The following is a 12,889-nucleotide window of genomic DNA, read 5'->3' on the forward strand; positions in this document are numbered from 1 at the left end:
TATGAAAATTAGTCCCTTGTTGAGATAAGCCGGCCAGACGCATCATGCCGCATGGCCCAGACGCCGCGTGCCGTGGCGTCTGGGCAAGAACAAGACAGGAGACTTCAATGACCCGAATTCCGCACCCGGTGCGCCGGCGCTTGCTGGCAGCCGCCTGCGCAGGCTTCACCCTGGCGGCAAGCGGCACGGCCGTCCACGCCGCCGATGCCTATCCCAACAAGCCCATCACGATCGTGGTGCCGTTTTCGCCCGGCAGCGCCACCGACACCAGCGCCCGCATCCTGTCGGAAAAGCTGGGTCCGCGCCTGGGCGTGCCCATCGTCATCGAAAACAAGCCCGGCGCCTCCGGCACGATCGGTTCCGTTACAGCCGCCCGCGCGCCCGCAGACGGCTATACGCTGGTGCTGACCAGCAGTTCGACGCATTCGGCCACGCCCGCGCTGTTCCGCAAGCTGCCCTATGACCCGACCGGGGATTTCATCCACGTGATCCGGATCGCGACGATTCCGATGATGCTGGTGGTGCGCGCGGATTCCCCCTACACCTCGGTCACCAAGCTGGTCCAGGCAACCCAGGGACGCCCACTGAACTATGCCTACGGGTCGCCCACCAGCCAGATCGCGGGCGCCACCTTCAACACCGTGGCCGGCGCTGCCGCCAATGGCGTGCCCTACAAGAGCCAGCCGCCCGCCGTGACGGACCTGCTGGGCGGGCATGTGGACTATCTGTTTGCCGACCAGTCCGTCGTGACGGCCTTCATGCACAGCGGCAAGCTGACGGGCATTGCCTTCACCGGCCAAAGCCGCGCCAAGGACTTTCCGAATGTGCCGACGCTGGCCGAAGCGGGCTACAAGAATTTCGACCTGGTGGTGTGGGTCGGCGTGGCCGCGCCCGCGGGTACCCCGGCCCCCGTGGTTGAACGGTTGAACGGCGAAATCGCCCGCATCCTGAGCGAGCCCGACACCGTGGCGAAATTCGACGCGCTGGGCATGCAGGTCGCGCCCAATTCCGCGGCCGAGCACAAGGCGTTCGCTGAATCGCAACGCCAGATCTGGACGCAACGCGCCATCGACGCCAAGATCGAACCGCAGTAAGCCTTGCGCGGGCGCCCCTCCCCGGGCGCCCCCCTGTCACGTCAGAATCGGTATTGCGCCGTGGCCACCACGGTGCGCGGTTCACCCACCTGGATCTGGCCGGCGCTGGTGGCCGACCCGTAATAGGTCTTGTCGGTGATGTTGCGCACGGCCAGGCGCCAATCCCAATGGCCCATGCGGTAGCCCAGCATCGCGTCCCAGCGGGCGTAGCCCGGCAGCGTCGTCAGGTTGGTGTTGTCGGCGTAGCGCTCGCCCACGAAGGTCAGGCCGGTTTCGCCGTACAGCCCTTCAGCCGGCTTGTAGGTCAGGAAGACGCTGCCGTTGCGCCGCGCCACGTTGCTGACCCGGTTGCCGGCCAGACCGTTGTTGTCTTCCACGATAGACGCGTTCTGCAAGCCCACGCCGCCGCGCAGATACCAATTGCCCGTCAGGCGGCCTGCCGCCGTCAGCTCGATCCCGCGCGAACGTTGTTTGCCAGTCAGCAGCACGATGGTCGGATCGTTGGGATCCGTCGTGCGGCGGTTGTAGAGCTCCAGCTGATACAGCGCCAGGGTGGTGCTGAGCTGCCCGTCCAGCCAATCGCTCTTGACCCCCACTTCCGTCTGGCGCGTGTGCTCCGGGTCCAGGTCGTTGGTGTTGCCGCGCGCGTTCGGCGTGATGCCGATCGTGCCGCCGCCGGTGGGCGAAAACGTCTTGCTGTACGACGCATACAGGGAATGGTCGCGCACGGGCGTCCACACCACCCCCACCCGCGGACTGACGCCGCTGCTGTCATGCGAGGCCGACGCGTCCAGCAGGCGGTTGGTGGAGTCGATGCTGAAGCGGTCCATCCGCACGCCCATCAGCACTTGCCAGGCGTCGTTCAGCTTGATCTGGTCCTGCACGTAGTAGCCCTGGCTCTTCACCTTGTGGCGCGCATCGCTGTTGATCGCCATCCGGCCGTTGTGCTGCTGGGACAGGTCGGGGTCGTACAGGTCCAGCGACGGCACGGGCTGCGCCCCCGGACCGCTGGTGGCGGCCGAATACAAGGTGGGCGACCGGTCCTGATGCGCAAGTTCAATGCCGAACAACACCCGGTGCTCGATGCCGCCCGTGCGGAACAGGCCTTCCGTTTCCAGGTTATTGGTGATGTTGCGCGTCGTCAGGTCCTGCTGCCAGCGCGTGCGCACGACCTTGCCGGTTGCGGCGTTGTAACCCGTCAGGTAGGTGTTGTCGAAGTCGCTGTCCAGCTTGAAGACGCCCAGCGTGTAGCGCAACTGCCAGTCGGGCGCCAGCGTATACGCCAGGCGCGAGCGGAAGGACTGCGCGCGGTCGTCGATGTAGTCGCGGTCCGGGTCGCCGTAGACGGTGCTGCGGCCCACGTCTGCGGGCCGGCCGTTCACGCTGGGGATGCCGCGGTCGGGCGTGCGGTCATAGCGGCTGTATTCGTACTGCACCAGCCAGTCCAGGTTCGGCGTGATGCGCCAGTTGATGGCGGGCGCCACCAGTTGGCGGGTGCCGCCGATCTTGTGGCGAAAGCTGTTGGTGTCTTCCTGCCCCACGTTCAGCCGCACGCTGACGTTGTCCGACGGGTCGGCGCTCAGGTCGCCGTAGACGCTGCGCAAGTCCCAGCTTCCCGTTTGTGCCTGGATGGAGGATTCGCGGCCGGGCTGTGGCGCCTTGCTGACGCGGTTGACGATGCCGCCCTGGCTGCCCCGCCCGTACAGCACGGCGGCGGGGCCCTTCAGCACTTCGATGCGTTCGATGTTGTGCAGGTCGCGCACGTACTGGCTGTCGTCTCGGATCCCGTCCAGATAGAAGTCGTTGCTGGCGTCGAAGCCGCGGATGCGCACCGAGTCGAAACGGGTGTCTTGCGCGCTGGACACGTTGGGCATGCCGGACAGCGCGTCGCTGATGGTCGTGACGCCGTAAGTCTGCACGTTCTCGACCTTGACCGTGTCGATGGTCTGGGGCACGTAGCGGGCCGGCGTCTGGGTGCGCGTGGCGGTGGTCACCTCCAGTACGCGGGGGTCATCGGCGCTGACGCCTTCGACACTGATCGCGGGCAGCTGGGCGGTCTGGGCCATCGCCTGCGGGATCGCGGACGACAGGGCTAGCGCGACGCCCAGGGACAGGGAGCGCGGGACAAACGGGGACAACATCGCAACGCCTTATTCAGATAAATGAAAGGCGCGATGCTATCGAGAACCAATCCTATTTACAAATGAGAATTGTTATACGTTGCCGGCACGCAACACCGTCATCCGAACGCATGAGCGCGGGCCGCCCCCTCGTCGTTTCGCGCATCGCCCCGATCCTCGCGAATTTGCGTGGGTCCTCATCCGTTGCGCCGATGCGCCCCTCGCCCGAGCGGCCGATCCGGCGCCTCAATCCGCAAGACTTTTGCATTGTTCGCTCGCGCTTTTGACTTACGGACAAGTCTGGCCACTCGAACGAGGTTTGCATGAGACGACAGCCGGAAGCTCTGTATTAGGCTGACCCGGCAGTACTCCGACTCACCTTGATCGATTGGACGAAAGCACATGAATCAACTCATTCATCCAGACTGCCACCCCTTTACCGCAGCGGGCAACATGAAGCAGATTTCAGCGTTTTACGAGGAGGGACGTCGTGTCATGTGGATGATGCTCCGGGCGCAGCCCCGGCCCTGCTTTAACCACGAACTCATCGACGAAATCATGACCCTGGCGCGGGCCGCCAAGGATTCGGGCCTGCCCATCGACTTCTGGGTGACGGGCTCGCTGGTGCCCCAGATCTACAACGTGGGCGGCGACCTCAACTTCTTCGCCGAGGCGATCCGGACCGGCAAGCGCGAAGCCTTGCGGGCCTATGCGCGGGCATGCGTGGATTGCGTGCATGCGGCCTCACGCGGGTTCGATACGGGCGCCATATCGCTGGCCATGATCGAGGGCACGGCGTTGGGCGGCGGCTTCGAGGCCGCCCTGGCCCACCACTTTGTGCTGGCGCAGAACAACGCCCGCATGGGCTTCCCGGAAATGGCGTTCAACCTGTTTCCCGGCATGGGCGGCTATTCGCTGGTGGCGCGCCGCTCCGGCATGAAGCTGGCCGAAGACCTGATCAGCACGGGCGAATCGCATACCGCCGAATGGTTCCACGGCAAGGGGCTGGTCGACGCGCTGTTCGAGCCGGGCGACGCCTACCGCGCCACGCGCACCTTTATCGACGTGATGCGCCCCAAGCTCAACGGCATGCGGGCCATGCTGCGCGCGCGCCAGCGGGTGCTGAACCTGTCGCGCTCTGAACTGATGGACATCACCGAGGACTGGGTCGAAGCCGCTTTCGCGATCGATCCGAAGGACCGCGCCTACATGGAACGCCTGGTCATGGCGCAGAACCGGCGCACGGCCTCCAGCGCCGACGCAACGCAGGAAGCCACCATGCACTGATCCGCCACGGGCGGACGCCGGCTGTATCAGGCGATCAGATGCAGTCGGCGGCGCTGGGCCAGCCAGGTCGAAAACTCGCTCGCGGGCATGGGCTTGGCATACAGGTAGCCTTGCTTGGCATCCACGCCCAGCGTGTCCAGGAACGCGGTTTCTTCCGACGTTTCCACCCCTTCGGCGATCACCTTCAGTTCCAGCGTGCGCGCCACGGCCACGATGGCCCGCGCCAGCGCCTGCGACACCGGGTTCTCGTTCACGCCGCGCACGAAGCTGGCGTCCAGTTTGATGGCATCCAACGGAATGCGGGCCAGCTGCGACAGCGACGAATAGCCGGTGCCGAAATCGTCCAGATGCACGCGCGCGCCCAATTGGCGGAACTGCTTGATCAGGTCGATAGCCGCGACTTCGTCTTCGATCAGGCAGCTTTCCGTCAGCTCGATGTCCAGCAGGCACGGGTCCAGGTCGGCGTCGCCGATGGCGCTCATGAAGTCGCTGACCACGCCCTTGTCGTCCAATTGCCGCGCCGACATGTTGATCGCGATCCGGATGTTCAGGCCTTCGCGCTTCCAGGCGGCCGCCTGGCGGGCGGCCTCGCGCATCACCCACACGCCCAGCGGCGAGATCAGGCCGGATTCCTCGGCGTACGGGATGAAGACGCTGGGGCAGACCATGCCGCGTTCCGGCGAACGCCAGCGCAGCAGGGCTTCCACGCCGTCGACCTCACCGGTCCGCCCGACGAGCTTGGGCTGGTAGTACAGCATGAGGTGGTTCTCGGCCAGCGCCTTGCGCAGGTTCGTGTCCAGCCACACGTAGTCCGCATTGCGGCGGTCCATGTCGGGCTGGAATACGCGGTAGGTATGGCGCCCCGCTTCCTTGGCCACATACATGGCAATGTCGGCGCTGCGCACCACGCTATCCAGGTCGGCGCCGTGGTCCGGGTACATTGCGATGCCGATCGAGCAACTGGTGTAGACCTCGATAAGCCCCTGGCGGAAAGGTTCGCGCAGGCGTTCGATGATGCGCTCGGCGGTGGCTTCCAGCTCCCAGGCCTGCGCCTGTTCCTGCAGCACGATGAATTCGTCGCCGCCCAGCCGGGCCAGCGTCTGGCCTTCGGACAGGCAGGTCGAGATTGCCACCGACACGGCCTTGAGCAGGCGGTCGCCGAAGCCGTGGCCGTAGTGGTCGTTGATGCGCTTGAAATTGTCCAGGTCCAGGAACAGGACGCCGCCCCGCCCTTCCTTGCCGGCCGCCAGCGCCGCCTTCAGCCGCGACGTGATGGCGTGGCGGTTGGGCAGGTTGGTCAGCATGTCGGTATTGGCCAGCACGCGCAGGCGCTCCTGCGCCTGGCGTTCTTCGGTGATGTCGGTGCCCGAGCAGATCAGGTACACGCGCTTTTCGCCGCTGCCGCTGGTGACGAACTTATTGCGGAACAGGAATAGCCGGGGGCCCTTGACCGTATTGATCAGCCGTTCGGCCTCATAGGACTGCCCGCGTTTGTAGAATTCCGCGATATTGCGGCGCGAGGCCATGGCTTCTTCGCGCGTCATGAACATCTCGAACACGCTGCGGCCGACGATGTCCTGTTCGCGCTTGCCGGTGTATTCCTCGCTCAATTTGTTAAAGCGCTGCACGCGGCCGTTCTGGTCCACGATGACGATTACCGAGTTGGCTTCGGACACTACGGTTTCGGCAAACGACAGGCCTTCGACCAGGTCCTTGGCGACGGATTCGGTGTCGGAATGCGCCGATGCGGTGCCGGCCCATTCGTTGGGGTTGATCTTGCGGCCCACCAGATGCAGCCGCAGCAGATCCCCGTATAGCGAGATATCGATGCGCATGCTGGACGTGATGCCCGTCAGCGACCGGATGGCGTCGGCCTGCTCCGGACGCAGCGCCATTGCGATATTGGTCGCTCCTTTGACGGCGGAAAGCTCAAAGGCGTCGCTATCGGCGGCTAGCCGCCAATATGGGCTGTGCGTACCGAAATGCGTATGCAGGATCGACTTTTCGTCCTGATTCTCTGTCATCGTGGTATCCCCCCACTGTCCTAAGGCCTGCCACACTAAAAGTAGGCGCCTTTAGTATGACCAGTCGTAGCTGGACCGAAAAGTACATTACGGCCTAGCCTGGGGCGGGGTCAACACCTATGTGCGGCGCGTCAAACGCTGTATTGCGGATTGTTTCACCGACTATCACGGGCGTGTGGGAAACCTTATCCCTTTCAACACCTTTAATGCGCCGCCACGTCCCAGCGCGCATGCCTTGTTGCGCCGGATGGCATCGCAACGCACAAACAAAATCGCCGAAGATTCCATGAAGAAATCTTCGGCGTGTCGCGTAAAAGGCGCAACCCGGCGGATCAACCCGACGGATCAGTCCCCCTTCACCCCGGCTTCGTCGATCACCTTGGTCCAGCGGGCCAGTTCGGCCGACACGCGGGCGCTGGCGTCGGCAGGCGTGGTCCAGGTGGCGATGGCGCCCTGGTTCAGCAGCGATGCCTTCACTTCCGGCTTGGCCAGGATCTTCTTGAGTTCACCGTTCAGGCGGTCGATGACCGGCGCCGGCGTATTGGCGGGCGCCACGATGCCGAACATCGAGCTGACCTCGAAGTCCTTCAGGCCCGCCTCGGCGGCGGTCGGCACGTCCGGCAGCGCGTCCACGCGCACCGGCGAGGTCACCGCCAGCGCGCGCAACTTGCCCGCCTTGATATTGCCCTGCGCGGCCGGCACGGTTTCGATCATGCTGAGCACTTGGCCGCCCATCAGGTCGGTCATGGCTGGGCCACTGCCCTTGTAGGGCACGTGCAGGATGTCAACGCCCGCCGTGCGCTTGAACATTTCGCCGGCCAGATGCTGGGGCGAGCCGTTGCCGGCCGAGGCCATGGTCATGTAGCCCGGCTTGGACTTGGCCAGCGCGATGAATTCCGACAGCGTCTTGGCCTGCACCGACGGGTTCACGACGAACACCAGCGGCACCGAGCCCACGATGGACACCGGCGCAAAGCTCTTTTCCACGTCATAGGTGACGCGGCCGCGGTACAGGGCGGCGTTGATGGAATGGCTGGTCAGCGCGCCCATCAACAAGGTGTAGCCGTCGGGCTGCGCCTTGGCGACCTGGTCCGCGCCGATGTTGCCGGCAGCGCCCGCACGGTTCTCCACGATCACCGACTGGCCCAGTGCGCCCGTCAGTTCCTGCGCCAGCACGCGGCCGATCACGTCGGTCGCGCCTCCGGGCGGATACGGGACGATCAGGCGGATGGGCTTGTCCGGGTACGCGTCGGCCGACAGCGCCGGGGCGGAAACGCCGGCACAGAGGGCCAGCAGGGAAAGCAGGACGGCACGGCGCGGCCGCAGACGCAGGTCTGACATTGAGGTCTCTCCAGCCGGGATGAGTATAGGAATGGACGGACGCCCGGCTCGTCAACGGCGCCAGTGTAGGAGTCCGAACTTGATAGAAGAATCAGAATTTTTCTATCGACTGATCTGAAATACAGATCAATATATCGGCGCGCATAAAGCGCTTGCGGGATGCTTCAATGGGTAGCTATGATCTTGACCCTGGATTATCAATAATATTATCGGGACTGAAAATGACGGACGAGACGAAAGGCGGCAAGCCCGCAGCGGGGCCTTTTGACAGCGACAGCGCCACCGCGCAGGGCGTGGCCCGCGGGCTGACGAACTACGGCGACAAGGGTTTCTCGCTGTTCCTGCGCAAGGCCTTCATCAAGGGAGCCGGTCTTTCCGACGACGCACTGGCCCGTCCGATCATCGGCATCGTCAACACGGGCAGCAGCTACAACCCGTGCCACGGCAACGCGCCCCAGCTGATCGAAGCGGTCAAGCGCGGCGTGATGCTGGCCGGCGGCCTGCCGATGGACTTCCCGACCATCTCGGTGCACGAAAGCTTCTCGCAGCCGACCAGCATGTACCTGCGCAACCTCATGTCCATGGACACCGAAGAGATGATCCGCGCGCAGCCCATGGACGCCGTGGTGCTGATCGGCGGCTGCGACAAGACCGTGCCGGCCCAGTTGATGGGCGCCGCCTCGGCCGGCGTGCCCGCCATCCAGCTGGTCACGGGCTCGATGCTGACCGGATCGCACCGCGGCGAACGCGTCGGCGCCTGCACCGATTGCCGCCGTTACTGGGGCCGTTACCGCGCCGACGAAATCGACGCGCCCGAAATCGCCGACGTGAACAACCAGCTGGTCGCCAGCGTGGGCACCTGTTCCGTGATGGGCACGGCCAGCACCATGGCCTGCATCACCGAAGCGCTGGGCATGATGGTGGCGGGCGGCGCATCCGCCCCGGCCGTCACTGCCGACCGCGTACGCGTGGCCGAACGGACCGGCGCCACGGCGGTCGCCATGGCCGCGTCCCGGCTGACGCCCGACCAGATCATCAATGGCAAGTCCATCGAAAACGCCTTGCGCGTGCTGCTGTCGATCGGCGGGTCCACCAACGGCATCGTCCACCTGACCGCCATCGCCGGCCGCCTCGGCATCGATATCGACCTGGCGGGCCTGGACCGCATCAGCCGCGAAACCCCCGTGCTGGTCGACCTGAAACCGTCGGGCCAGCACTATATGGAAGATTTCCACGACGCCGGCGGCATGCTCGCGCTGCTGCGCGAACTGCGGCCCTACCTGCACCTGGACGTCATGACCGTGTCCGGCCGCACGCTGGGCCAGGAATTGGACGACGCCCCCGCGCCCTTCACGCAGGACGTGATCCGCACTGCCGCGTCGCCCATCTACCCCGTGGGCGGCCTGGCCGTGCTGCGCGGGAACCTGGCCCCGGGCGGCGCCATCATCAAGCAATCCGCCGCCAACCCCAAGCTGATGGAGCACGAGGGCCGCGCGGTGGTGTTCGAAGACGCCGAAGACATGGCGCGGCGCATCGACGACGACGCGCTGGACGTGACCGCCGACGACATCCTGGTGCTCAAGCGCATCGGCCCGACCGGCGCGCCCGGCATGCCGGAAGCCGGCTACATGCCGATCCCGAAAAAACTGGCGCGCGCGGGCGTCAAGGACATGGTGCGTATTTCGGACGGCCGCATGAGCGGCACGGCGGCAGGCACCATCGTGCTGCACGTCACGCCCGAGGCCGCCATTGGCGGGCCGCTGGCTTACGTGCAAAATGGCGACCGCATCCGCTTGTCGGTGGCCCAGCGTGAAATCGCGCTGCTGGTGGACGATGCCGAACTGGCGCGCCGCGCCGCGGCCCAGCCCATCACCCGGCCCACCGCCGATCGCGGCTACCGCAAGCTGTTCCTGCAAACCGTGACGCAGGCCGACCAGGGCGTCGATTTCGACTTCCTGCGCGCCGGCGTCACCCATGACACCGTGCCGAAGAAGTAACGCTGCCCCATGAACGCCATCACGCCCGACGCCCTGCAAGCAGAGGCCCCTGACGCCACGCAGACCGCGGTGGCCGCCCTGGAAGAAGATATCGTCTTCGGCCGGCTGCACCCGCGCGAACGCCTGACCGAGGACGAGCTGATGGCGCGCTTCGCCATGAAGCGCCATGCCGTGCGGCAGGTGCTGGCGGAGCTGGAACTCTTGGGCGTGGTCGAGAAAAAGCGCAATATCGGCGCCGTCGTGCGGGCGTTTTCCACCCGCGAAGTGATGGAGCTGTATGCGCTGCGCGAGGTCCTGGAGGTGCATGCCGCCAGCCAGATGCCGCTGCCCGTGCCCGAAGCGCGGCTGGCGGCACTGGTGGCGGTGCAGCGCGAGCACGATGCGGCGGTGGCCGATGGCGACGCGCGCCGCGTGTTTCGCAGCAACCAGCGGTTCCACCGCGAGTTCTTCGGGCTGCTGGACAACGCCGTGCTGGGCCAGGCCATCGAGGAATACGCCCGGCGCACCCACCCCATCCGCTTCGGCACGCTGGTGGCCGCCGGCTACCGCGAGCGCGCCCGCCAGGAACATTGGGCCATGATCCAGGCGCTGCGTGACGGCGACCGGGCGGCCCTGATGACGGTGTGCCGCGACCACCTGCTGCCATCGCGCGACGCCTACCTGGCCTCGGAACAGGTGCGGCCGGCGCGCTAGCCCGGCACGCCGCTACCGCTGCGCCGCCCTGCCCGTCCTATTTGAACGGATTGGAATCGGCCCCGTAGGCGCCGGCACCCGCGCCCCCGCCCACTTCCAGCGATACCGAACTGGGGTCGACTGTCGGCGCGTCGCTCTTGTAGTGCATCACCATGCCCGGGAACGCCATGACCGCGGCGACCATCAGCAACTGGATCACGATGAACGGCACCGAGCCCCAATAGATCTGCCCCGTGGTGACGGGTTCGATCATCTTTCCCGTGACCCGGTCCTTGTAGCGGTCCCGCGGCGCCACGGACCGCAGGTAGAACAGCGCGAAGCCGAACGGCGGATGCATGAACGACGTCTGCATGTTGACGGCCAGGATCACGCCGAACCAGATCAGGTCGATACCCAGCTTGTCGGCCACCGGCCCAAGCAGGGGCACGATGATGAACGCCAGTTCGAAGAAGTCCAGGAAGAAGGCCAGCACGAAAGTCAGGATGCTGACGACGATCAAAAAGCCCCACTGTCCGCCGGGCAAGCCGGTCAACAGATGTTCGACCCAGAGGTCGCCGTTGACGGCGCGGAAGGTCAGGCCGAACACGGTGGACCCCACCAGGATGAACACCACGAAGCAGGACAGCTTGGTCGTCGTGTCCATCGCCTGCTTGAGCAGGTCCAGCGACAGGCGGCGGCGTATCAGCGCCATCAGGATCGCGCCTACCGCGCCCATGGCGCCGCCTTCGGTCGGCGTGGCCACGCCGATGAAGATCGTGCCCAGCACCAGGAAGATCAGCGCCAGCGGCGGAATCATCACGAACGTCACCCGCTCGGCCAGCGCCGACAGCAGGCCCAGCCCCAGCGTCTTGTTGATCAACGCGATGACGAAGGCCGTGGCGCCCCAGAACAGCAGCGCCACCACGATGCGTTCGTCGATCGGCGCGGTGTTGTTCTCGACCCAGAGGCCCAGGAAGTAGGCCGACACGGCCGAAATCGTCATCAACACCAGCAGCGACCGCCCGCCGCGCGTGCCGTTCGGCTCCTGGAAGCGGCGCGCCTCTTCGGGCAGCGCCGGCGCCGACGCCGGCTTCAGCAGGCTCATGATGACGATGTAGACGATGTACAGCCCGGCCAGCACAAAGCCCGGCACCATCGCCGCCCGGTAGATGTCGCCGATGGAACGGCCCAGCTGGTCGGCCAGGATGATCAGCACCAGCGACGGCGGGATGATCTGCGACAGCGTGCCCGATGCGGCGATCACGCCGCTGGCCAGCTTGCGGTCATAGCCGTTGCGCAGCATGATCGGCAGCGATATCAGCCCCATCGAAATGACCGAAGCCGACACCACGCCCGTGGTCGCGGCCAGCATCGCACCCACGAACACCACCGCAATGGCCAGCCCGCCGCGCACCGCGCCGAACAGCTGGCCGATCGTCTCAAGCAGGTCCTCGGCCATGCCCGAACGCTCAAGCACCAGCCCCATCAGCGTAAAGAACGGCACCGCCAGCAGCGTATCGTTGGAAATGATGCCGAACACCCGTTGCGGCAGCGCCTGGAACAGCGAGGAATTGAGCAGGCCCAGTTCCATGCCCACCAGACCGAACAGGATGCCGTTGGCCGCCAGGGCGAACGCCACGGGAAAGCCCAGCAACAGGAAGATGATCAGCGTCGCGAACATGATCGGCGCCAGATTGGCAATGAAGAACTCCATGATCAGCGACCCTTGTTATCCAGTTCACGCACAGCGGCCGCTTCGCGCGCTTGCGCTTCACGGGCGATTTCTTCGGCCAGTTCCTCTTCGGCACTCTTGGCGCCCTCGCGTTCGCGCGGGTCGCGGCAGCGCCCCATCAGGAAGCCGATGCATTTGATCAAGTGCGACAGGCCGGCAAGCACCAGCAGCGCAAACCCCACGGGGATCAACAGCTTGACCGGCCAGCGGATCAGGCCGCCGGAGTTGGACGAATGCTCGTTGCTCAGGTACGAATCCATGAACACCGGCCAGGACAGGTACATGATCAAGAGGCAGGCCGGCAGCAAGAAGAACAGCACGCCGAAGATCTCGATCCCCACCTGGGCGCGGCGCGACAGCCGCGACGCGATGATGTCCACGCGTACGTGGTCGTTCTTCAAGAGCGTGTAGCCCGCCGTCAGCAGGAACATCGCGCCAAACATGTACCACTGCATTTCCAGCCAGGCGTTGGAGCTGAAGTGGAAGAACTTGCGCACGATGGCGTTGCCGGCGCTGACCAGGACGACCAGCAGCGTCACCCAGGACACGATCCGGCCCATCCGCAGGTTGATCGCGTCTATGCCGCGCGACAAGGCGAGTAGTGCTTGCATCTGTTTTCCCC

9 protein-coding genes are annotated in these 12,889 nt (G+C 65.4%); 4 read left to right on the forward strand and 5 right to left on the reverse strand.

Annotation, left to right across the window (positions count from 1 at the left end):
* Positions 1 to 107: 107 nt before the first annotated feature.
* Positions 108 to 1,094, forward strand: coding sequence for a Bug family tripartite tricarboxylate transporter substrate binding protein (locus AC27VE_RS09310; RefSeq protein ID WP_488703677.1), 987 nt, complete (start codon positions 108 to 110; stop codon positions 1,092 to 1,094).
* Positions 1,095 to 1,135: 41 nt separating this feature from the next.
* Here AC27VE_RS09310 and AC27VE_RS09315 read toward each other — a convergent pair whose 3' ends face one another.
* A complete protein-coding gene (locus tag AC27VE_RS09315; RefSeq protein WP_488703678.1) occupies positions 1,136 to 3,235 on the reverse strand; it encodes a TonB-dependent receptor in 2,100 nt (699 codons plus the stop codon).
* A gap of 381 nt (positions 3,236 to 3,616) precedes the next feature.
* Here AC27VE_RS09315 and AC27VE_RS09320 point away from each other — a divergent pair, with 381 nt between their 5' ends.
* The gene (locus tag AC27VE_RS09320; RefSeq protein WP_035212931.1) at positions 3,617 to 4,501 is read left to right on the forward strand and encodes a crotonase/enoyl-CoA hydratase family protein; all 885 of its coding nucleotides are present in this window, start codon (positions 3,617 to 3,619) and stop codon (positions 4,499 to 4,501) included.
* A 26-nt stretch (positions 4,502 to 4,527) separates the two neighbouring features.
* Here the strand turns inward: AC27VE_RS09320 and pdeR are convergent, their stop codons facing one another.
* The gene (gene pdeR / locus AC27VE_RS09325) at positions 4,528 to 6,525 is read right to left on the reverse strand and encodes a cyclic di-GMP phosphodiesterase (protein ID WP_427961252.1); all 1,998 of its coding nucleotides are present in this window, start codon (positions 6,523 to 6,525) and stop codon (positions 4,528 to 4,530) included.
* Between the two features lie 345 nt (positions 6,526 to 6,870).
* Entirely contained in the window at positions 6,871 to 7,866 is a 996-nt protein-coding gene (locus AC27VE_RS09330) for a Bug family tripartite tricarboxylate transporter substrate binding protein (RefSeq protein WP_488703679.1), read from the reverse strand.
* A gap of 221 nt (positions 7,867 to 8,087) precedes the next feature.
* On the opposite strand from AC27VE_RS09330, the gene AC27VE_RS09335 reads away from it, so the two are divergent.
* Positions 8,088 to 9,863 (forward strand): IlvD/Edd family dehydratase, encoded by a 1,776-nt coding sequence (locus tag AC27VE_RS09335; protein ID WP_006224171.1) that lies wholly within the window; start codon positions 8,088 to 8,090, stop codon positions 9,861 to 9,863.
* 9 nt (positions 9,864 to 9,872) lie between these two features.
* A complete protein-coding gene (locus tag AC27VE_RS09340; RefSeq protein WP_427961254.1) occupies positions 9,873 to 10,556 on the forward strand; it encodes a GntR family transcriptional regulator in 684 nt (227 codons plus the stop codon).
* Positions 10,557 to 10,593: 37 nt separating this feature from the next.
* On the opposite strand, the gene AC27VE_RS09345 is transcribed toward AC27VE_RS09340, so the two are convergent.
* Together AC27VE_RS09345 and AC27VE_RS09350 are read right to left on the reverse strand one after the other, a co-directional pair.
* Complete coding sequence (locus AC27VE_RS09345) at positions 10,594 to 12,249, reverse strand: TRAP transporter large permease (protein WP_427961255.1); 1,656 nt, start codon at positions 12,247 to 12,249, stop codon at positions 10,594 to 10,596.
* 2 nt (positions 12,250 to 12,251) lie between these two features.
* Positions 12,252 to 12,878, reverse strand: a complete 627-nt coding sequence (locus AC27VE_RS09350) for a TRAP transporter small permease subunit (protein ID WP_088588500.1) — start codon at positions 12,876 to 12,878, stop codon at positions 12,252 to 12,254.
* Positions 12,879 to 12,889 lie beyond the last annotated feature (11 nt).

Source organism: Achromobacter sp. 18P8.1.1, assembly GCF_057799415.1.

Excerpts from the sequence above, each read along its gene's own strand:
- AC27VE_RS09310 (WP_488703677.1), top strand. The coding sequence starts at position 108 with ATGACCCGAATTCCGCACCCGGTGCGCCGGCGCTTGCTGGCAGCCGCC.
- AC27VE_RS09315 (WP_488703678.1), bottom strand. The coding sequence starts at position 3,235 with ATGTTGTCCCCGTTTGTCCCGCGCTCCCTGTCCCTGGGCGTCGCGCTA.
- AC27VE_RS09320 (WP_035212931.1), top strand. The coding sequence starts at position 3,617 with ATGAATCAACTCATTCATCCAGACTGCCACCCCTTTACCGCAGCGGGC.
- pdeR (WP_427961252.1), bottom strand. The coding sequence starts at position 6,525 with ATGACAGAGAATCAGGACGAAAAGTCGATCCTGCATACGCATTTCGGT.
- AC27VE_RS09330 (WP_488703679.1), bottom strand. The coding sequence starts at position 7,866 with ATGTCAGACCTGCGTCTGCGGCCGCGCCGTGCCGTCCTGCTTTCCCTG.
- AC27VE_RS09335 (WP_006224171.1), top strand. The coding sequence starts at position 8,088 with ATGACGGACGAGACGAAAGGCGGCAAGCCCGCAGCGGGGCCTTTTGAC.
- AC27VE_RS09340 (WP_427961254.1), top strand. The coding sequence starts at position 9,873 with ATGAACGCCATCACGCCCGACGCCCTGCAAGCAGAGGCCCCTGACGCC.
- AC27VE_RS09345 (WP_427961255.1), bottom strand. The coding sequence starts at position 12,249 with ATGGAGTTCTTCATTGCCAATCTGGCGCCGATCATGTTCGCGACGCTG.
- AC27VE_RS09350 (WP_088588500.1), bottom strand. The coding sequence starts at position 12,878 with ATGCAAGCACTACTCGCCTTGTCGCGCGGCATAGACGCGATCAACCTG.